The sequence below is a fragment of the Scytonema hofmannii PCC 7110 genome (assembly GCF_000346485.2).
Classification (GTDB): domain Bacteria; phylum Cyanobacteriota; class Cyanobacteriia; order Cyanobacteriales; family Nostocaceae; genus Scytonema; species Scytonema hofmannii.
In genome coordinates this window covers 9,656,790-9,678,773 of the sequence record NZ_KQ976354.1, presented here as the reverse complement: position 1 = coordinate 9,678,773, position 21,984 = coordinate 9,656,790, and the positions used below count along the sequence as shown (strand labels likewise).

General features: G+C 40.5%; 19 protein-coding genes. 18 read left to right on the top strand and 1 reads right to left on the bottom strand.

The features are described from left to right. Positions 1-85 precede the first annotated feature (85 nt). The 17 genes from WA1_RS40745 to WA1_RS40670 all read left to right on the top strand — a co-directional run bounded on the left by WA1_RS40745 (position 86) and on the right by WA1_RS40670 (position 20,775). Positions 86-1,165 (top strand): hypothetical protein, encoded by a 1,080-nt coding sequence (locus tag WA1_RS40745; RefSeq protein WP_017742786.1) that lies wholly within the window; start codon positions 86-88, stop codon positions 1,163-1,165. Positions 1,166-1,182: 17 nt separating this feature from the next. After that, a complete protein-coding gene (locus WA1_RS40740; protein ID WP_017742785.1) occupies positions 1,183-1,659 on the top strand; it encodes a hypothetical protein in 477 nt (158 codons plus the stop codon). Between the two features lie 81 nt (positions 1,660-1,740). Next, entirely contained in the window at positions 1,741-3,771 is a 2,031-nt protein-coding gene (locus tag WA1_RS40735) for a phage tail protein (protein WP_017742784.1), read from the top strand. A gap of 36 nt (positions 3,772-3,807) precedes the next feature. Continuing rightward, positions 3,808-5,787, top strand: coding sequence for a carboxypeptidase-like regulatory domain-containing protein (locus tag WA1_RS40730; protein ID WP_017742783.1), 1,980 nt, complete (start codon positions 3,808-3,810; stop codon positions 5,785-5,787). Further along, entirely contained in the window at positions 5,756-6,427 is a 672-nt protein-coding gene (locus tag WA1_RS40725; RefSeq protein ID WP_017742782.1) for a hypothetical protein, read from the top strand. Before WA1_RS40730 ends, WA1_RS40725 begins: the two co-directional genes overlap by 32 nt. Before the next feature lie 201 nt (positions 6,428-6,628). Continuing rightward, positions 6,629-12,643 carry an eCIS core domain-containing protein gene (locus WA1_RS40720; protein WP_017742781.1) on the top strand — a complete coding sequence of 2,005 codons (6,015 nt, stop codon included), beginning with the start codon at positions 6,629-6,631 and terminating at the stop codon, positions 12,641-12,643. Between the two features lie 76 nt (positions 12,644-12,719). Beyond that, the gene (locus tag WA1_RS40715; protein ID WP_017742780.1) at positions 12,720-13,364 is read left to right on the top strand and encodes an SMI1/KNR4 family protein; all 645 of its coding nucleotides are present in this window, start codon (positions 12,720-12,722) and stop codon (positions 13,362-13,364) included. A gap of 18 nt (positions 13,365-13,382) precedes the next feature. Further along, entirely contained in the window at positions 13,383-14,516 is a 1,134-nt protein-coding gene (locus WA1_RS60800; protein WP_017742779.1) for a type III secretion system chaperone family protein, read from the top strand. A 114-nt stretch (positions 14,517-14,630) separates the two neighbouring features. After that, positions 14,631-15,137: a hypothetical protein gene (locus WA1_RS40705; RefSeq protein ID WP_017742778.1), complete on the top strand. Its 507-nt coding sequence runs from the start codon at positions 14,631-14,633 to the stop codon at positions 15,135-15,137. Positions 15,138-15,146: 9 nt separating this feature from the next. Next, positions 15,147-15,689, top strand: a complete 543-nt coding sequence (locus tag WA1_RS40700) for a pentapeptide repeat-containing protein (RefSeq protein ID WP_017742777.1) — start codon at positions 15,147-15,149, stop codon at positions 15,687-15,689. Positions 15,690-16,033: 344 nt separating this feature from the next. Then, positions 16,034-16,405 (top strand): hypothetical protein, encoded by a 372-nt coding sequence (locus WA1_RS40695; protein WP_017742776.1) that lies wholly within the window; start codon positions 16,034-16,036, stop codon positions 16,403-16,405. 70 nt (positions 16,406-16,475) lie between these two features. Continuing rightward, positions 16,476-16,571 carry a hypothetical protein gene (locus tag WA1_RS61975; protein WP_419183602.1) on the top strand — a complete coding sequence of 32 codons (96 nt, stop codon included), beginning with the start codon at positions 16,476-16,478 and terminating at the stop codon, positions 16,569-16,571. Further along, entirely contained in the window at positions 16,540-16,803 is a 264-nt protein-coding gene (locus WA1_RS40690; RefSeq protein WP_017742775.1) for a hypothetical protein, read from the top strand. The genes WA1_RS61975 and WA1_RS40690 overlap by 32 nt, the downstream gene beginning before the upstream one ends. Then, positions 16,800-17,228 (top strand): type II toxin-antitoxin system VapC family toxin, encoded by a 429-nt coding sequence (locus WA1_RS40685; protein WP_017742774.1) that lies wholly within the window; start codon positions 16,800-16,802, stop codon positions 17,226-17,228. Before WA1_RS40690 ends, WA1_RS40685 begins: the two co-directional genes overlap by 4 nt. Positions 17,229-17,709: 481 nt before the next feature. Beyond that, positions 17,710-19,959 carry an AAA family ATPase gene (locus WA1_RS40680; RefSeq protein ID WP_017742773.1) on the top strand — a complete coding sequence of 750 codons (2,250 nt, stop codon included), beginning with the start codon at positions 17,710-17,712 and terminating at the stop codon, positions 19,957-19,959. A gap of 227 nt (positions 19,960-20,186) precedes the next feature. Beyond that, the gene (locus WA1_RS40675) at positions 20,187-20,492 is read left to right on the top strand and encodes a BrnT family toxin (RefSeq protein ID WP_017742772.1); all 306 of its coding nucleotides are present in this window, start codon (positions 20,187-20,189) and stop codon (positions 20,490-20,492) included. Then, positions 20,479-20,775, top strand: coding sequence for a hypothetical protein (locus WA1_RS40670; protein ID WP_017742771.1), 297 nt, complete (start codon positions 20,479-20,481; stop codon positions 20,773-20,775). Before WA1_RS40675 ends, WA1_RS40670 begins: the two co-directional genes overlap by 14 nt. 149 nt (positions 20,776-20,924) lie before the next feature. Here the strand turns inward: WA1_RS40670 and WA1_RS40665 are convergent, their stop codons facing one another. After that, complete coding sequence (locus WA1_RS40665; protein ID WP_017742770.1) at positions 20,925-21,149, bottom strand: type II toxin-antitoxin system HicA family toxin; 225 nt, start codon at positions 21,147-21,149, stop codon at positions 20,925-20,927. A gap of 229 nt (positions 21,150-21,378) precedes the next feature. Here WA1_RS40665 and WA1_RS40660 point away from each other — a divergent pair, with 229 nt between their 5' ends. Further along, a complete protein-coding gene (locus tag WA1_RS40660; protein WP_017742768.1) occupies positions 21,379-21,981 on the top strand; it encodes a hypothetical protein in 603 nt (200 codons plus the stop codon). Positions 21,982-21,984 lie beyond the last annotated feature (3 nt).

Sequence of the window (21,984 nt, the reverse complement as noted above, 5' to 3'; positions counted from 1 at the left end):
GTTGTTTGATAATTCTTGAGTTCAGTATGTAAGCAATTTGCTCGTATTCTTTCCATTTCTATATTTTTTAAGATTGACAACTATCATGAAAGACAATTTCCACAAGGTTTTAAAGTTATTTGTTTTGTTCATCCCGGTGACAATTCTATTAAACAGTTGTGGTCGGGATTTTAAATCTGTTGAAAATTTTGTTAAAAATCATCAAGTTGCCATTAAAAATTCTTCCGATCTTCTAGCACAGGATATTTATGAGTCTTGTTTAAGAAGAGGTAACTATATTATTTTAACTGCTTCTAATGGTATAGAAACGCGTGAGAATACATTACAAGAATGTAACTCTCAAAATAAACCCAATCGCAATAGAGTGAAAATTGCTAATAGTGTGTTACTTAATTACATGACAGAACTAGGTCAAGTTGCCAGTGGAAAAACTGTTTCTTTTGATGAGAATATCAGTGACCTTCAAACAGCACTTATAAATTTAAAGGTTGGAAGTTCTACACTTCCTAAAACTACTATACAAGCTGGAATAAATGTTTTTCAGATTTTCGTCAATACTTTATCTAAAGAAAAAAGAGGAAAAGCCCTTAAAAAAGCAATATTATGTGCTGATGATTCTTTACAAAGTTACATTACAGGAAATTCCACTTTTAAAGATAATCAGCAACAAAATGGCGGGTTAATCAGTATAGCTCAAGACGGTTATCTTGAGGGAATTCTTGAGATAGAAGAAACACAGATTAATAACTATTATCAAACCTATTTTGCACCGCTAAGAGAATTTAATGAGTCACAGATTACTAGAGAATTTAATGAGTCACAGATTACTGTTGCTTTAGAAGTCCAAAAAGATTACCAAAAAGCAATGAAAATAGTTCAAGATAAAAAAGATAATGCTCAAGACTATATTGATATACTTCTAGCAACTGCAAAAGCTCATTCTCGGCTCAAAGATGTTTTTAAAGGTACAGGAAAAGATGCTATTAGTTCGGAAGAAATAAAGCAATTATGCCAAAGTGTTTTAGTAGAAAGAGAAAATGATTTAGAAAAAAACAATCAGTCTAGTAAATTGGATTTAACTGAAAGTGAGATGATAAAAGCTCAAGAAATTTTGAGTGAATACTCTCAAACAGTAAAATATTTGCAGAAAAACAGAACTCTTTGAATTTAGGAGATTTACCAATGGCTAATGAATTTTTAACTAAAAAGGACTTGCTGAAATTGACAAAAGTCATCATCGATTTAGTGAAAGTATCTACAAAACAAAGAATAGATTTGTTTGATGAAGGCTTAATAAATAACAATCAAAACGCATTTATTTTTAACGAGGAGGTAAAGCTTTTAAATGAAGCGAATAAAGCTGCAAATCAGGCAATTGAGGAAATAGCTACCGATCTTAAAAAAGGCGAAGCTGCAAAAGTTTTAGAGAAAACAATAACCGATTTACAAGCAGTCATTAATGAATTAAAAAGATTTGATACATTCATTGGCATTTTTGCAAAGTTAATTAGTGTATTTTCTAGAATCAGTCAAGTTATAGCTGCTGGCGGAGGGGCAGTTGCTGTAATTAGCTCTTTGGTTAACGAGCTAATAGAATTAGCGAATCCTGTCGAATCTCAAGGTGTTGAAGATAGTGATTTCATCGCAGGTACAATATAGAGGTTGAGTGACAAAAAATGACTGACGGCGTAAAAACCCTGTTAGTGCTAATTTACCTGATTAAGCTTTGCCCAAAAGACTATGGAAGCAAAAGAATTTCAATTTTTGGTGCTGAATACAAAAGCCGATTGGCAAAAATACAAACCGGATAATTTGCAAATTTACGACGAGGGGGTGCGACTAAAAACTGGTTATCAATTTGTATTTGAACAACAGATTCTCAGCCAGCAATCTTTCAGCAATTTGGAAACTGTTGATTTGGCAGTTGATGACTTTGGACAACTATATTTGCTAGATACAAAACAGCAGCGTATTTGGCTTTTTGATGCAGTACAAAATTACTTACAGCCCGTCGCATCTTTAGAAGCTTTATTAGATTTGCCTACGAATATTGCCTTTAGTGATTCCACAATTTACGTAGCAGATGAATCTCAGGTTGCAGGGAACACAATTCAATCTCGCATTTATGCCTTTTCCCGGTTTAACTGGCAGATTAGATGGGTAGTATCGCTTCCAGAAGGTGTGAAGGTTATCGATTTAGCAGCTGATACGAAAGATGGGACATTGTATGCTCTTTTGGATCGTGGTGGACAGGCTGTTGCTAAATATGCTCCCTCAGGACAACGCATAGAAACAACAAGATTTGCCAGAGGTAACATTGTTAAACCAACTGCGATCGCTCTTGCTAAAAATGGCACTGTCTATGTCCTTGATAGTGTAAAAAATTATGAAAAAGTGGTAAGATTTGATGCAAACTATACGAGTACCTGGATTAATTTTCGCAGCCTGCGCGAGCAGGTGTTGGTTCCAGAAGAAATTGAACCTTCAGGACTAGCTGTTGACAGCCAGGGAAATGTATACGTAGGCGATAAGCGATCGCTTCCTCAAGGTGAAGAAGAAGACAGATTCATTTTTCGCTGTCCCCCATCGGGAGGAACTGTAGAACCCGTTTTTGCTTACCGGGGCGCTGTCAGCAAAATGACTTACAACCGTACTGACAGACTTTTTATTTTCAATTCTGAAAAAAAAGCAGTCAACATTTTGCGGCGCAAGCAGCAATTTCTACGACAGAAGCAGCAAGAATTACCTTCGGGTTCCTTTGAAACAGTTTTTGATAGTACTATCCCCGGTCAACAATGGCACAAGCTGATTTTAGAACGGGAGATTCCACATAACACACAAATTAAAGTTTATTACTCAATTACAGACAATCAGTGGCACTCAGGAGACTATTTTGAACCTTTGATTAATCCTGAAGATGCCTTAATTCGAGGCGATAAAGAGATTCCCAGACCTCAAGGGCGATATCTACATTTAAAAGTAGAACTCATTGGTACTGAATATGAAACACCGCTTTTAAAAAGTATTCGAGTCGATTTTCCGCGACTGTCCTATCTACGCTACTTACCAGCGATTTATCAAGAGGACGAAAACAGCCGCGATTTTCTTGAACGTTTTCTCTCGCTCTTTGAAACTTTCTTAGGAAATTTAGAAGGACAGATAGACTACATTTTTCGCTACTTTGACGCGGACGTTGTGAGTGAGGAATTTTTACCTTGGCTATCTACGTGGCTTGCGATCGCTATTGATGACAATTGGACAAAAGAGCAATTACGCAACTTGATTAAAAAAGCACCACAACTTTATAAGCTGCGGGGGACAAGAGAAGGAATTGCAGCGACGGTTGAGTTACTCACGGGCGATCGTCCCTTGATTTATGAATATTTTCAACTTGAAAACAATAGCACAAATAATGAAACATCTGAAATTCTACAGAATCTAAAAAAAAATTACTTTAACGACAACGAACCCTTTCGTTTTTGGGTTTTACTCAATCCTTTTCAAATTGATAACAAACTAGAATTACAAACCATTCAGCGTCTCATTGATGCGGATAAACCTGCTCATACAGAAGCTTCTATAAAAGTATTACAACCTTGGATAGCTTTAGATAACGAGTCTTACTTGGGATTCAATAGCTGTATCTTTGAACCTTCTTTAACCTTGGATATAGGATTTGCTATTTCACATGAAAATATTTTAAATGATACTGAAGAATTTGGACAAATAGAAAGGCGATCGAGATTAGGTTTAGACACCAAACTAAGCTAATTAAAATTATATAAAATCAAACTGGAGTTTACACTTATGGCTGCTAATAATGGAATGGAAGACAAAAATAGCTCGTTAATTTCTTTTGAACGCAACAGTTATTTTTATGGAAAATTGCTGACTGTTCGTGATTTTGAACTCGAACAGCAATATGGAATTCAAAAAAACAATCTCCTCAATCGCCTCGTTCTAGGTAAGGGTATAGTCAGCGGCTTAGAAGTTGATAAAAACTTAACAATTGAAAAGGATAGTCAACAAGATAAAATTTTGTTAAGAGTTCAAATTTCCCAAGGCGTAGCCTTAGATTCTTTTGGAAGAGAAATTATTGTTAGCCAGAATATAACTGAAACCTTGGAAGTCGCTTCAAGAGGGAAAAACTACATTTATATCCAATATAAAGAACAGCCCACAGAACGTGTTTCTCAGGCAGAAAATGGTTACGCACGGGTTAAAGAAACTTACACTATTTCTGCTAGTGCAGAAGTGCCATCTGCACAAATTAAAGGTAAAATTTTTGTAGAAACTGATACCGATTCCGAATTTATTTTAGGTGTAAAAGTTGAAGCAATAGAACCGCAAACTCAAATCGTCAAAGCAGTTACATTTACTGATGCAACAGGGAATTACACGCTGATAGTTCCTAATGGAACTTATCAAATTAAAGCTTCAGTAAGTGGTTTTGAAACACAAACTTCACCAGCAATTACCGTTTCTGTAGATCGGCAAAGTGAAGCAGTCAAAACTGTAGATTTAACACTGATTGCAGACTCCTCTGAAACGGTATCATTTCCTGTTCAAGATATAGTTCAGCAATACTATAACGACTATCTACGCATTTATTCTGAACCCAATCAAGATACTAAAGTACTACTTGCTGTGGTGAATATTCCAACGGATAATGCACCACCAACACTTGATGAACAAGAAACTGCGAAGTATCGCCAAATTGTCTACAGCAATACTATGCTGTATGACCTCCTAAGTAAAATCAATACAACAAATCTCACTCCAGGAGATACTGTAGGCAGCGTCCAGCAAATATCACTTCCTGGAAGTTCTCCACAATTTGCTCGTGCAGATCATACCCATAACTTAGCAGATGATGTTGTAACTGCTAGCAAAATTAATACAAAAACTTTCACTTCATCAGATAACAGTATTAGTATTGCTAAAACTCAGGATAAACAATCATTTGATTTAAAAATTGCTTCTTCAGTAAAACTTCCTGTTCCAGGAGAGACTGCAACCAGTATCCAACCAAGATCAAATCCAGGAACTTCTACACAATTTGCTCGTGCAGATCATGTTCATAATTTGCAAATAAATCAAATCGGTCCTGACGTCAACGGAAATCTGATTTTGACACCAGGAGAAAATATAAATCTCGTTCCAGGGCAAAAGTCTAATGAACTAGTCATTTCAGCCACAGGAGGTACTGCATCAACAATTTTGACAGGGACACAAGAACTTGCGTTTGAAACAGATGAAGCATTACCCAAAGGCAGTTTAGTTCCTGTCAGCGTTACAGTACCAGAATTGCAAGAAGGACAACCTTTTTCAGTCATGCTTGCTCCCATTTTACCTGCGGATATTCCTCCGATTACCCGTCCACCTTTGGGGCAAACTCAGGGACGATCGGGTGTACACTTTGTCTTTGGCTCTAATATTCAGCTACCACGTATGTATGTAGCTTATGTACCACTACCTTATAACAAAACCTTTGAAATTCATGGTTTTGATGCTAACTTTGCTGACAAAGAGCAAAAAGTCCAAGTTACTTACTGGGTGATTGCTGGTTCTGTAGCTGTGGAGGCAAATAAACCACCAGCGTCCTCGTCCCTCAGAGATAGAGCTTTAGAATTAATTAGAAATAGTGCTGATGGTATGACCATTACAGGATTAATGCGAGAATTGGGAGTAGCACGGTCTGAGTTGGAAACTGAACTGGCACAACTCGTTGAAGCAGGTACAATCCAGCGTGGAAATGGTAATAGATTCCGGATTTCAGAAACTTGAAAAAACAATTAGAGATATAGAGGTAGAAATGTACGTACCCAAACGAGATAAAAAAGCCAAGATCATGTCACTCCTGTCGCCAAAAAAGAAGGTGGACAAAAAAAAGGTGTCGCCAGTTACACCAGAAGCCCACCCAAAAGAGCCACTCATGGAGCATATCTCGCAGATGGCTAATGTTCCCAATCCCACTGCTCACGCAGCTATTCTGAATCGCACTCCAGCTAATCAGCAATCTTCTAATAAGCAATTTCTACTTCAGTTGCAACAGCAGTATGGAAATAGTTATGTCAAAAAAGTGTTGCAATTGGCACAGCAAGAAAAACAGGGTGATGCAATATCACAAAAAGAACTAGAGAACGAGCGACAAACAGTGCCATCAAAACAAGATAAAGATGAAAAAACAAATCAGCCAGATAAACAACTCTCTACTAACAAGGATGCGAAAGAAGAGCTAGATAAATTGCAATTGACACAGCAAGAAAATCAAGATGATGCAATATTGCAAAAAGCGCTAGAAGATGAGCAGCAAACAGTGTCATCAAAAGAAGATAAAGATGAAACAAATCAGCCAGAAAAACAATTATCTACTAGCAAGGATGCAAAAGAAGAACTAGATAAAAATAAACATAATAAAGTTTAAAGAGTAATTCAAGCAATTAGCGAAATATTAAATAATTCAACCAAAAAGTAAAACAGTACCATTCAATTAAATAATCCCCCTTTAGATATTTGAAAATCTCCTGGGGAGGACGCACAAAATTGCAACAAAGTTGCTGATAGAAATCAAAACAATATTTCCACAAGATACACCAGTCCAATTAGGATTGTCTGAGGTACAGATATGCACACGCCGAAGCTGGATAAAAACGTTAATACCAAGTTAGATCCACAGCAAACTGCGGCGGAAAAAAGTGTGTCGTCACATACACAGCGCGATCCACTAGTGCAGCAAATTTCGCGGATGGGCAATGCTCCCAATCCCAGCGCCCATGCGGCTGTCCTCAATCGCGCCCCAGCTAATCAGCAATCTTCTAACAGGCAATTATTACTTCAATTGCAACAGCAGTATGGAAATCCCTACGTAAATCAAGTGTTGCAATTGGCGCGAGAAATGGGCGGGAAAACATCTGCTAGTCCGACTCAAATTAAGCCGAAAACCGCCACGCTTCAACGCCAAGAATCACCAGAAGAAGAAAAGGACGAGCAACCAGTTCAAACTAAGCCGGAAATCGCCACACTTCAACGCCAAGAATCACCAGAAGAAGAAAAGGACAAGCAACCAGTTCAAACCAAGTCCGAAACCGCCACACCTCAACCTCAAGAATCACCAGAAGAAGAAAAGGACGACCAACCAGTTCAAACTAAGCCGGAAACCGCCACATCTCAACAGAAACAAATGCCCCCCAAAGAAGATGAGGAGGAAGATAAAACTGCTCAAACCAAACCGGAAATTAGCACGCTTCAACGCCAAGAAATGCCTCCCAAAGAAGATGAGGAGGAAGATAAAACTGCTCAAACCAAGCCACCAATTCAAGCAAAGCTGACCATTAACCCCGCAGGGGATAAGTATGAGCAAGAGGCGGATCGGGTTGCAGACCAAGTAGTACAGCGGATGAATACACCTGCTGTTGAACGATCGCCTGAAAGTGGGGCTATTCAGCCAGAGGATATGCCCGAACAAGTTCAGAAAAAACCAGAAATCAGCACGCTTCAGCGTCAGGAAATGCCTCAAGAAGATGAGGAACACAAGCTTGCTCAGAAACAGCCTCAGTCCGCCGCTAAGAAGTCGCAGAACAAAACTGTAGGAGATAAGAAAGATAAACTTACCCAGCAGAAGCCGAAAATTGACGCGACTCAGCAACAGCAGCAGCCTGAGAAACAACAGCAAGACAAACTTGCGAAAAAATCGTCTCAGAAAACTAAAGGCGATCGCCAAAAAACACGTGTCCAAATGAAGTCAGCCAATCAGCATCAGTCTGCTGAAGCTAATATGGCGGGGACTCAAGACTTGGAGGGTTCAATCCAACAAGCGCAGGGTAGCGGACAGCCCATCCCCGAAAAGACTCGGCAACCACTGGAGCAACAGTTTGGATCTGACTTTAGCGGTGTCAAAATACACACTAATACCCAATCAGACCAACTCAATAAATCTATCCAGGCTCGCGCTTTCACCACAGGACAGAATGTTTTCTTCCGGCAAGGTGCGTATGACCCTAGTAGTCAATCAGGTCAGAAGTTACTTGCCCATGAGTTGACTCACGTTGTTCAGCAAAATGGTAGTGCAGTTCAGGCTAAATCAGTTTCTACTAAATCTATCTCTAAAAAAGAAAACAAGGTACAGACAAAACCTCTTGTCACCCCATCATCTTCTCAACCTGAACCGATAATACAGTGCAAAGAGCTAAATTCTCCAGAAACAACTGAGCCAGATAACAAGCAAAGTCCCAAGGAACAAGAACAAACTAAGCCAGATAATAAACAGGAACCGACGCAACCAATTCCGCCAGCAGGCGACACTGCACAAGGTCAAGGGCAACCTTCTCCGGCAAGTACAGCAGGTGGTGGTGCCGCATCAGCTTCCCAAGGAGAAAGTGGAAACGACGCAGGTGCAACAACAGCTCCAGTTATGGCAGAAGCGGGAACCTCCCCAATAACTGGCGAACAGAAAGCTCCCGCTTCCCCTCAAGAAGACCCAGCATTCCAAGCAGTAACCAGCAACGCCCAAACAGTCGCCAAGGAACAACAGGAACACCAACCCGCCGAGGAAAAAGCCGAAGAAGCTCAAGCTGCTGCTGAACCCCCCACAAATGAAGTGGATAGTAAGGCACAAGCCAATCAAGTTGGCGAGATGCAGCAAACTGAGACTCCAGAATTTGATGCAGCAGCCTTCAAAGCCAAGCTGATGGAGCGAATTGCTGATATGGCTCCCAAAACCCTGGAAGAGGCTGACGAATTTAAGAATGACAACAAACTCGACTCGGTAAAAGAAGAGTTGGGTGACAAAGTAAATGAAGAACAGAAAAACTCTCAAGGTCCCCTAGACGAAAAAACAAAGGAAACGCCTGACACCAGTGGCATTGAGCCGAAAACTGTAGAACCACTGCCACCCACTGAACCGGGAGAAGCCCCAACGGATATAAATGCCCAGAACGCAGCACCCAAGTCTAAAGGGGAGAGCGAAGTCGAAGCACCACTGCAAGAAGACAGCAAAAAGCTCGACAAGCAGATGGCTGATGCAGATGTTACCGAAGAGCAGTTAGCAAAATCCAACGAGCCAGAGTTCCAAGCAACGCTTCAATCAAAAGGTGAGGCTCAAACCAACGCCCAAGAAGCACCGCCAAAATACCGAGAAGATGAGCAAGGTTTAATATCCAAAGCTGAAGGTGCTGCCGTAGCTACGGCACAAGAACAGATGCAGGGTATGCACGATACCCGCGTCCAACAGTTTGGTGAAGTTGCAGATAAGCAAGCGGGAACTAAGGGCAAAGACGAAGAGGCACGGACGAAGGTCGCTACTGATATTAATAAGATTTATGAAGATACCAAAGCAAAAGTTGAAAAAACTCTTAGCGACCTAGATACCCAAGTTGAGCAAGAGTTTGATGCTGGTGCGGCTGACGCTAAGAAGGCATTCGAGGATTACGTTGACCAGCGAATGAAGAAATATAAAGACAAGCGTTATGGTGGTGCTTTTGGCTGGTTGCTTTGGATAGGAGACAAATTGTTCGGGATGCCTTCGGAGGTGAATGCTTTTTACGAAGAAGGGCGGGATCTTTACATCCAAAAGATGAATGGTGTCATCGATAAGGTTGTCACTATTATCAGTCAAGGGCTAACTCAAGCAAAAGCGGAAATTGCCAACGGTAAGCAGGAAATTCAGAACTATCTCGATAAATTGCCTGAAGACTTGCAAGAAGTAGGTCAGGAAGCAGCCGCAGACATTGAAAGCAAGTTTGAAGATTTGCAGCAAACTGTCAGCGATAAGGAAGATGAGCTAATTAATACCCTATCGCAGAAGTATCAGGAGAACCTGAAAGAGATTGACGATCGCATCAAGGAGATGAAGGAGCAAAATAAGGGGCTGATCCAAAAAGCGATCGAGTTTATCGTAAACACGATTAAAACGATTATTGAACTTGGTAAACTGCTGCTACAAGTTTTAGCACGAGTCGCAAAAGTCATCCCGCAAATCCTCAAAGATCCGATTGGTTTCTTCAAAAATCTGGTTAAAGCCATCAAACAAGGCTTTGAGAATTTTGTCAAGAATATTGCCCAGCATCTCAAGGAAGGGCTGATTTCCTGGCTGACTGGTACTCTGGCAGGAACAGGAATTGAGATGCCAAAAGCCTTTGACCCTCCAGGTATTTTTAGCTTAGTGACGCAGGTGCTGGGGCTAACGGCTGAGACGATTCAGGCACGAGCAACGGAACGATTAGAAGGGGGAACTGGAGAGCGATCGCAACCCGCTGATGCCACAAAGCAAGGCAAGCAAGGGAAAGGGGAAACAAAAGGAGGACAAGCAACACAAACACCACAAGCAGGGCAAACACCACAAACAACACAAGCAGGGCAAGGGCGCGATGCGACACAGAATACTGCTCAAAATTCTCCCGTGTCTTCCCAAACAACTGCTGATAACGGCAACCAAGAAAACTCCGCTCTTGCAGATACAGGCTTTGATATCTTCAAAATCTTGTCTACCCAAGGCGTGGCTGGGCTGTGGGAGCTAGTCAAGGATAAAATTGGCGACCTCAAGGCAATGGTGCTTGACCCCATTCAAAACTTTGTCATTGAAAGCGTCATTAAGGCAGGGATAGAGTGGATTATCGGTCTGATGAACCCGGCTTCAGCATTCCTGAAAGCGTGTAAGGCGATTTATGAAATTATCAAGTTTTTCATTGAGCGTGCCAAGCAGATTACAGATTTGATTAACGCAATTCTGGATTCTGTAGAAGCGATCGCTAAGGGAGCGATCGACCAAGCAGTGAAAATGGTTGAGGGTGCCTTAGCTAAGGCAGTACCTGTGGTCATCGGATTTTTAGCAAGTTTGTTGGGCTTGGGCGGTATTGCCGAGAAAGTTCAGGCAATTATTCAGAAGTTGCAACGACCGATTGAAAAGGCGATCGATGGGGTAATTGACCTAGGTGTTAAGGCTGCTAATAAAGTTAATAAGAACAAAGGTAAGAACAATAAACCTGATGAGAAAACCAGTGCTGACAAAGATAAAAGCGGTAAGCAGAATAAAGGTAAGGACAATAAACCTGATGAGAAGCCCCGTGCTGGGCAAGATAAGGGCGGTAAGTCTGACCAAAGGACTAGAGATGAAAATGGTAAGGACAACAAGGAAAAAGCAACCAGTATAACGGATAAAATTGTAGAATGGTGGAAAACCAAAAAGCAGTTTAAAGATGAAGAAAACGAGACCCATACTCTTTTCTTCCAAGGCAAAGATAAGTCTGCAAAATTGATGGTCGCTTCTTCTCAGCCACAACTATTAAACGAATTTCTCAAGAGACTTGAAGATCCAAAGCATGAAAAAAATAAAACTAATAATAAAGCTAATAAGTATACCCGTGATACAGACTCAAAAAAGGCTCTGCTTGAAGAGATGAAAAATTTGGCTGCCCAGGTCGATGCAATCAAAGCTAACACTCAAAGCAGATCAGAGAATAAAAATCCAAATTTACCTAAATCTTATACTGAGAATACTGGCAAAGAGATTAATGACTTACTACAAAAGATAACAAATAAACTGAAAGACTTCTATCAAGATGTTGGAAAGAAAGATAAAGATTTGCCACAAACCAAAGTTAGCTTCCCAAAACAGAAAGAGCAGATGATTCCGCTAACACAGAATAAAACTACTAAAGTTAAGAGTGTGGATGGTGAAGAAATGGTAGCCGAGCCTCTAAGTATAAAACCAGGGGATACTGTGGGTAGTCAACCTACTGGCGGTAGTACAGATTCAGAGCTTGTGAAACAAGTAACAGAGCGAAACAGGGGTGGGCAGGTATATGTACGAGGTCATCTTCTTAATCACCACGTACATGGACCAGGGAATGATTATAGAAATTTGACAACAATTACAAACTCCTTTAACACTAAAGAAATGGAAAAAAAAGTTGAAACATATGTAAAAGATCTAGTGTTAAAACAGAAGAAAGTTCTAAGTTATAAAGTTACCGTAGAATATGGTGGGCATGGTAAGAGAACGCATATACCTGCTGAAGAATACTTAGCTACTAAAATTAAGTTTGAAATCAACCAGATGCAGAAAAAGAAGGGCAGAAGCGGAGCCAATCAAGATGATTGGCAAATAAACAATAGCCCGAAGACAGGTAGAATTCCTAATTATCCACCAGAGTTACCTCATGAGCTTCCCAATGATGATTCGTTGGATCAGCAAGATAAACCATCTATCAATATTGGAACTATTTCAGCCGACAATCTAATGAAAGACTATAATAACAGAGATCCGAAGAACCTACATATGAACAAAGAGATAGCCAAGAAGATTACAGATTCTGCTACAAAAAATGGCGGCAAAGTTTATGAGCATGATCTTAAAGACTCGAAAGAATTTCCAAATTTTGGGGATAGAAGAATTGAAAAATTACGAAATATGTACAGCTCCTCAGCATCATCCTCCTCCGCAGGACCATCTACATCAACAGCAGCCCCAACAGCACCCGCCTCACCATCTACCGCACCTGCATCACCTATGCATATAGACCAACCATCATCTTCGACAAAAAGGGAACGAGATGAAACAGAAGAAGAAAGCCGCAAAAAGCAACGTCAATCGTCCATAGTCTCAAATGCATCAACGTCGTCAAATTCAATGGATATAGACTAAGATGGCAATTAAACTAAAACGCATCTAATTTGCACATCTAATATTTGTATTTGAGCAAACCAAGAAAAGAAGAGCCATGAAAAGACAAAACATTGTCCAACAGTTCCATTTAATGGCAGACTCTATTCAAAATAATTCGGCGATTAATGTAGTTAAATGTAAATTTAATCCACCAGCAACAAAAAATAAATTAAAGGAAGCTCAAAAAAACTTCAACCTCACAACAGCAATGATTGATTTTTATAGTCAGGCAAATGGTATCACAATCGAGTGGGAAAAAAAGGAACAAAAAGAAATTGCTGATGGGGGGTTAGCTGCTGGATATATTAATTTATTACCTGTTGAGGAAGTATTTCAAGATTGGAAAGATATTATTTATTTTGATGAAGATGACTCTTTCAAACCTTTACATCCTCTAGACTTTTTCGTTGATGAAGCTTGTGCAGCACTTTATTTAGATGGTTCCAATAATCCACAAGTCTATTATCATTACCTTGGTGAAGAAATGAGTCCATTAGGTGTAGATTTTGAAGGTTATCTTCAACTGTTACTTAAATCACGGGGTTTTTGGTATTGGCATAAAGCTATTGCTCAACCAGAATATTTTAATCCTTATGTACCCATATCAGTTGAAGAGAGAAACTTTAGAGAAATTATGCCACAGCTTTTTCCAGACTTTGATGCATCAGACTTTCAACGATTTAATGATGAAAATTCATAAAACCAGGGAGAGTTCATCATGATTGCAACAACAGAAAATCATCAACTTAAAAGCGAACTAATCTTACATGATTCCTCCCAATCGCTTCTAAAAATTTCCAGACTTACCCTAAACCTAACAAAACAAGACGACATAATCATTGAGTGTCGCCTTACCTTCCAAGTCGATCCAAAACTATACGATCGCATCGACAAAGAAGAATTATTCAACCTCAAACCTGATGTACGTAATTCCCTTTCTGCTGGAGAATTCCTCCCAGAACAAGACATCCAAATCGAAACCACTCTCAAACCCGATTTACTCCCCCACCTGCAAGAACACGCTACCAACAATCATGAAGCCACAACCTACCTCCTAAACTTAAACCAACAACAACCCGACAATCCATTACTCTCCACCGAAAGCTGGTTAGCTTTATCTGTCACCCAGCAACAAGAGTCAGGCGAAATCGGCTATCGCACACTTTGGTCTTATATTAGTCCCGCAAATCTTGCTCAAGCAAGCACTTCTGGCGAAGAAATTTCTCAGGGAATTGTCAATTTTTTCAAAGACTGGACTGAAGCTAATCTCTCTGCAAGAACCAAAAAAGCCAGTGACAAAATGCTCGAAGGAATAAGTCATTTCTTAACAGAATTAGCTGATATTAATCTAGATGAAATGACTCAGCAAATAGAAGCAAAACTCAAAACATCTTCGACAGGTGAAGCGATTTTTGAAGAAATGGTTAATTTCTTCAAAGCAGACGATTGGTTTTTCGTCCAGATTGAAGGACAACCAGTTTTACAAATAGTTTTTCAAGGCGAAAATGGCAAATGGACATGCTACGCCAGCACCAGAATTGAACAGCAGCAATTTATCTTTTACTCAGTTTGCTCCGTTAATGTACCAGAAGACAAACGGCTAGCGGTGGCAGAATTCTTGACTAGAGCAAATTCTGGCATGGTGATCGGCAACTTTGAACTAGACTTTGCCGACGGGGAAATTCGCTACAAAACTAGTATAGATGTTCAAGGCGATAGACTCAGTTTTGCACTCATCAAACCCTTAGTTTACGCCAACGTGACGATGATGGATCAATACTTGCCGGGGATTATGTCTGTTATTTATGGGGATGTGTCGCCAGAGGATGCGAACGCTCAGGTTGAAGTATAAGAAAATACAGGCAACCATTCCCCAAATGCGATCGCACTAGCATTTTCCTCTAAAATAAACAAACAGGTCAAAAAACTTGTAGATAGTTACGGAACTAATGATCTAACAACACTAATGGGCAAAGCAGGAAATCAAGCTGACAAGTTCCGTATTATTAACAGCAAAGCAGATGTTCCGGCACATTACAGTAGCGATCCACGCTTCGATAGTCTTTGTGCAGATCCAGCAGAGGGTGGTAAGATTAAAAATAAAGGTTTAAGAGAGGCGATGGCGGGTCTAGAGACAGAAGCTCAAGGGAAGATTAAAAAACCCATTGAGCGAGGACCAGCTGAAATTAAGTTTTACGATGCTAACGGCATACCATATGATGTAAAAGCCCCGCCCTCCCCCTCAACTGGGGCGCGATTCAGCTTCAACCCCCAGCAATCTGGTGACTCTATTGTGAATCAGCTTCGCAAACAATTTCCCAATAAAAATACTGGCAAACTAGAACCTGTCAAAGTGATATTGGATGCTACCTATCTAAATGAAAATCATTATAATGCTCTGTGGCAGTACCTAGAGCAAAACGCCACAGTAGATGAACTTAAGCATATTATTACAATTAATGTTCGTTTTTAAAGTAAAGCTATGAATCAGCAGATTCCCGAACCACTAAGTCACGATGCTCTCCAGCAAATTCTTGAGGAACATATCCAATATATCAATTCCGGGGGAACACAAGGACAAGCTGCGGACCTAAGTCTTTACAGTATAGAGGACTTCGATTTCAGCAATTTGGATCTTTCCGACGTACCCGCACAGAACACAGTTTTTCTTCGTTGTAAATTCATCAACACTGATTTATCGGGAGCTAATTTTGATCGGACTTGTGCGCTTGGGGCTGACTTCCGGGGTGCGAACTTAGTGAAGGCACAGTTCTACATGGTTGATTTACGCACAGCTTGCTTTGACAAAGCTAACCTAACTAGGTCGGAGTTTATCAAGTCGAATTTATCTAGCGCCAGTTTTCGAGCAGCTAATCTTTGTGCAGTAAGCATTTCTGAAAGCGACTTGAATGAGGCAATTTTCGATGGCGCTAATATTGAAGGGGCTTCGTTCAAAAACAACCAGGACAAAGGAGCTAGCTGGCATAACACTAAGGGACTTAGGCATTATGTAAAAATAACTTGAACAATTTATCAATTAACTTGATGAAATTACAATCTACAACACTACTAAGTTCGCTTTCTAACTCTGGTGGTAAATTTAGAGTGATAGTCATTTTTACTTTTCTACCTAGCTTTGATTTTAGCGGGAATTGAATTTTGCCCTATTTTAGCTTCTAATATCTGAAACATCTACAATACAAATCCCCCACTAACGACCAAAAGCGATACTCTCTCTAAAAGATACCCAAGGAGTGCGATCGCGCTAGCGGAACGGAGTTCTATCGCGCAAATGAAGGTAATGCCCACCCTATAATGGGGATAGCATTAGCATCCTACAATTAAACGGAACAAAACCAAAAAATTATTATGAATTCTTTTTCCTCTGCAACATTACAACCTAGCCAAGATAGTAACGAAGTTTTGGTAAATGTTATTGTCAAGCAAGAAGCTGATGGCAGAACAGTTGCTATTGTTCCAGGGTTGCCTGAATTACAAGTAAAAGCAAGCGATCGCACAACAGCATTAGCCCAACTTCAGCAACGTCTAGAAACCCATTTAGCTGGCGCAGAAATTGTTTCTTTATCTATAAAATTGCCCTCTGCTGAGCAGAAAAAACCCTGGTTAGCAATGGCTGGAGTTTTTAAAGATGACCCACAGTTTGAGCAAATGCTTGAAGCTATACAAAACTATAGACAAGAACTAGATAAACCCACACAAGACAATTCTCCGCAAGAGTAATGTCATAATTGAAGAAAAAGGCATTAACCCAACTAACAAGCACGCCCAAGCCAGCTTAAGAGTTTGTCAAATGTTGCCCAATGGTTATAAGGATATTCACTTATTTCGCTTTGATAACAGGATAGGGAACGTCTATGAATATTCAGCTTGTCGAATCTTTAGCTAATGCAATCAAAGCTTTGTCTCCTGAAGAACGAGAGTTATTAAACCAAAAATTAACACATCAATTGAATTGGCAAAACTTACGTTCAGCAATTTTAGCCAATGCTCAAGCCATTCAGCAACGGCGTAGCGATCAACCCTTTGAACCGGATATTGATGAAATCGTTCATCAAATGCGAGAAGAAAGAGATCGAGAATTGATGGTTCTTTGGTTTTCTAATCAAGAAAAATCATGACTATACAATTGATTTGTGTGGATGCTAATTTCATAGTTAAGTTAATCAACAGTCATAGAGAAACATCTCCCTATCTAACATTATGGGATAAATGGGAGCAAACCCAAACCAAGATTATTGCTCCCACCCTCTTATGTTACGAAGTTACAAATGTATTCTATCGAATGAAACTGGCAAAACAATTACTGAATACAGAAGCCCAGCAATGTCTTAACAATGCTCTGAATTTACCCATTCAATTTTATGGCGATCGCCAACTTCATCAACAAGCCTGGGAAATCGCGCAACAATTTAACCTCTCTGCTGCTTATGATGCTCATTATTTAGCATTAGCTCAAAGATTTCAAGCAGACTTCTACACAGGTGATAAACGCCTATTTAACACGGTTCATTCTGCTTTGTCTTGGATTCATTTGGTTGAATAATCACTCATCAGACGCTTAGTTTATGCCAACGTAACGACGATGGCTCGATACTTGCGGGAAATTCTGTCTGTAATTTGTGGTAATGCAACGCGCTTATGATGCGTGAAGCGAAGCTATCCTGAAGGGAATCGCCCAAACTGAAGGATAATAAAACACAATCGATCGCACTCTTGTAGATAGTTACGGGACTAATGATCTAAAAACACTACAGCAGTTTCATGCAAGCGTGTGACAAAACATCACCTAGTACTCAACAAAAAGGAATAACCCAAGATTCAAGTATAAGCTAAATATATGTTACTTCTCTATTGCATCTAATGCGCCAAAATAGTAGGCAATATTAGAATTACCTGAAATACACTATACTGATAATCAAAATTCTAGTAGATATGTAAACGTATAGAAGTGTAGACACGAAGACCCTTGTCTTGACTTATCATGCTTCGTCTCTATGTTTTGATAAAATGCGATCGCCTACAAATTGGCTGAAAAAACAAAACCCAACAATCAGTCCACAAAGCCACCAACAACAGCTGTCACTGCAATGGAACATTATGCAACCTCCCTGCAACACATTTTGGCAGAGCTAGAACGGATAGATTTACTTATCCAAGTTCAGCTACAACGATTACAGCAGATTCAGTCAACTGATACAGCCTTCCAAGGACTCTATATTTCTGAAGAAGATCTAGAGGCAATGCTAGCAAAACCAGTTGGGATGCCACACTGGGCGGCTGCTTCTACACCTTTGTCTACAGATGAGGTTCAGGATGTTTTCGAGCAACTGGCAGATGAGATTGCTTTATGTAAAGAAAAAAGCATCCAACGTAATATTACGTTACGTTTAGAAGCACTCGCTCGCAGCTTTCAACTCACAACTATTGATATTGATATTCTTCTGATTTGTCTGGCTCCAGAACTCGATTTACGTTACGAGAGCCTAATTGCTTACCTTCATGGTGATGTCACAAAGAAGCGTCCCAGTATAGATTTGGTTTTGAACCTCCTTTGTCCTTCTTTAGAACAGAAGCTGGCAACACGTCAACGTTTTACCCCGACCCATCCCCTACTAAAGCATCACTTACTGAATGTCTTCGACGATCCATCTCAACACCAACCCCCACTATTGGGTAAGTTTCTTAAACTAGACGATCGCATAGTCAATTACTTACTCAATACTGATGAAATTGACTCTCGCATCAATACTTACACTAAATATAAATTACCGCAAGCTAAACTAGAAGACCTGTTATTACCGATCGACGTTAAGCAACGCTTCCAACAGCTAACTCAGAAAAAACAGGTACTGACCGAAGGATGTATATTTTATTTTCAAGGCTCTTACGGTGTCGGTAAGCAGGCGACTGCTGAAGCAATTTGTCAGGAGTTGGGTATGGGATTGTTGATTGTCGATGGCGATCGCCTGCTCAATTCAGAAAATGTTGCATTTGATACAGCTATCAATTTGGTTTGTCGTGAAGCACGTTTGCAGCAATCGGCTCTCTACTGGAAGGGCTTTGATAGTTTACTAGAAGATGATAAACAAACACGGCTCTTGTCATTCATAAAGCAGTTGGAAGATGCCAATTTACTGACTTTTCTTGCTGGAGAAGTGACCTGGGAACCAGTAGATGCATTGCAAGACATTCCCTTCTTACGGATTGAGTTTTCCCATCCGACAAATGCCGAACGGGTGCAACTATGGCACAAGAGTCTCAGAGGTGACACAGGTTTTGGTTCTGAGGCAGACTTAAAGATATTAGCCAGTAAATTCCGCTTTAGTGGCGGTCAAATCGAGGATGCGACAGCTACTGCCCGAAATATAGCCCACTGGCGCGATCCAGAACAGCAGCACTTGACAATGGCAGATATTTATGCAGGATGCCGCTTGCAGTCTAACCGAAAATTGAGCAACCTAGCCACTAAAATCAATCCTTATTATAAATGGGATGACATCATTCTGCCTCCTGACCAAATGCAGATGCTAAGAGAAATCTGTAATTCAGTCAAGTACCGCACTGTCGTCTACGACGAATGGGGCTTTGATAACAAACTAGCTATGGGCAAGGGAGTCAACGTTTTCTTCGCTGGTCTTCCTGGCACCGGCAAAACCATGTCCGCTAATATTATAGCTGGAGAATTAGGCTTGGATCTCTACAAAATAGACCTCTCCAGTGTAGTTAGCAAGTATATTGGCGAAACCGAAAAAAATCTGTCTCGGATTTTTAACGAAGCTCAAACCAGCAACGCCATTTTGTTTTTCGATGAAGCAGACGCGCTGTTTGGTAAACGTAGTGAAGTCCGTGATTCCCACGATCGCTACGCCAACATCGAAGTTAGCTATTTATTGCAACGGATGGAAGAGTATCAAGGAGTTGTAATTTTAGCGACAAACTTACGCAAAAACATGGATGATGCCTTTGTCAGGCGGATGCATTTTAGTCTTGAATTTCCCTTCCCCAACAAAAAAGAACGCCGCCGTATTTGGGAGCAAATTTTCCCCAAGTCTACTCCCAAGAATCCAGATGTAGATTTAGATTTTATGGCACAACGCTTCGAGATTGCCGGAGGTAACATTCGCAACATAGCTCTAGCAGCTGCCTTCCTCGCCGCCGATGATGGTGGTGCGATTTCTATGAATCATCTGATTTGGGCGACTCGGCGGGAGTACCAAAAAATGGGCAAAATTCTCACAGAAGGAGAGTTTGGCGAGTATGCTCGGTTGGCATAGCGTTAAATTGCAAATTGTCTATGAACAATATCAATATATCAATATCGGAATTTCGACCAAGGATGTCACCGACAATCCGCTCAGATTAACAGAGCGATCGCCGCTTTTGTAGAGTGCGTTTGCGTGAGCGAATGCACCGATTAAACTGATAATGGTGCATTATAGCGTAAAATCCACCTTTGTTGATGCCTTGATACAACTCATCAACAAAGCGATAGAATAAATATATGAATATTCTCTATCAACTGCAAGGCGTTGAATTTGAGTGGGATAGTAACAAAGCCCAGAGTAATCTTGACAAACATGGCATTACCTTTGAAGAAGCAGCGGAGGTTTTCTTCGATCCCTTCTACCAAGTTGGTGATGCTACTCCGAAGATGCTCTCCAATAGTGAGAAACGGGAGTTTATTCTTGGTTACTCTTTAGAGCAACGTCTGTTGTTAGTTGTTTATCTTGAAAGAGGTAAGCGCAACCGCATAATTTCTGCTCGTCCTGCTACTCCAAATGAAAGGAAACTTTATGAACAAGCTTGAGGAAGAATTTACATTACAATTGCACCGCCGCCCTAAAGAGACAGTATCTCTTGAAATGCCAGCAGATACTTTAGAATCCCTCAAAAAAGTAGCTGCATATCGAGATATGTCCGTTGAAGCCTTACTCAAATTTTACATTGGACAAGGGCTAAGACAAGATTTAGCCAAATTATTTTCTAACCGAGTTTTAGAAGTCACCGCACAAGTTTTGTCCCAGCATATTCAATCGGAAGCAGAAATCTCGGATATCTTAGCTGAAATTCGCTCACATTCGAGTCTTTAGCGCTCTCGCCGCGCATCTAAGTGCTATCCGCCCTCACGTGTAAGTAGCATTTACCACCATCACTGACGATTTTCGACGAATGTGGAACACTAGAAGATAAATGACAAGCGATCGCCCAAATCGAAGGATAATGATAGTTAGGTCAACTCTCATAACAGCGACCTGAACTCATTACGAGTTATTTGACAATCGCGCAGTATTTGTGTAAGTAAACCACGACCAATTGTTTCACCAGAATGCATGGGAACCACGGTTCGACGCTGATCGCTATGTATGAGAATATGGTGACTTCCACGTATCCTTGCCACTTCAAAACCCACCTTGCCAAGATCTGCTATCACTTGGCGTCCCGTCACACTTGGCAATTGGCTCATACTTCAACCGAGACTCGTTGGATACCCACAAAGTCCATTGAATCCTGCTGTTCCTCCTCAAATTCCAGACACTGCTGCGATCGCTCTTTGATAGCAGCCACAATCATCACAACAGTTTTCCCAAAATATCTGAATCATCGGAATTACGTGTTGAAGCAAGCGATCGCACGGTACAATAATCCATAGACTTTTTAACTCCTGCTTGATAAATTTTTATTTATAGTTTCTTATGCCCTACAGCCAATTTACCATCGATAAAGTGAAGCGGGATTTGAAACTCACCATCGTTGAGGGGGTAAAATTTTTTCCAGATACAATTGCACCAATAACCCTTAGTCCCAGGCTAGAAATAATATTAGAAGATTTGCCTTGGGCAGTAGCAGTAGGTACAGAAAAAGCTCGTTCCGAGGTAATAATCAATCCTGTACTTTTAGAGATGCGACGCATTCTCAACAGAGAAATTAGCGTTTTTTCTGGAGAACAGTTTGATGTAGATATAGATGCAGGACTCAATGGAGTCTGCGATTTTTTAGTTAGCCGATCCTCAGAACAATTAACTGTAGAAGCTCCTACTATAGTTGTTGTAGAAGCAAAAAAAGCGGATTTAAAGTTGGGACTGGGACAGTGTATTGCTGAAATGGTTGCTATGCAACGCTTTAATGAAGCTTGTGGTCAACCAATTTTAGTTGTTTACGGCTGCGTCACCAGTGGCACACAATGGCGATTTCTTAAGCTAGAGTCACAAGTTGTAACAATAGATTTGAATGATTATCCTTTACCTCCAATCGAGCAAATTTTGGGTTTTTTGGTTTGGATGGTAAAAGAAGGTTGATGC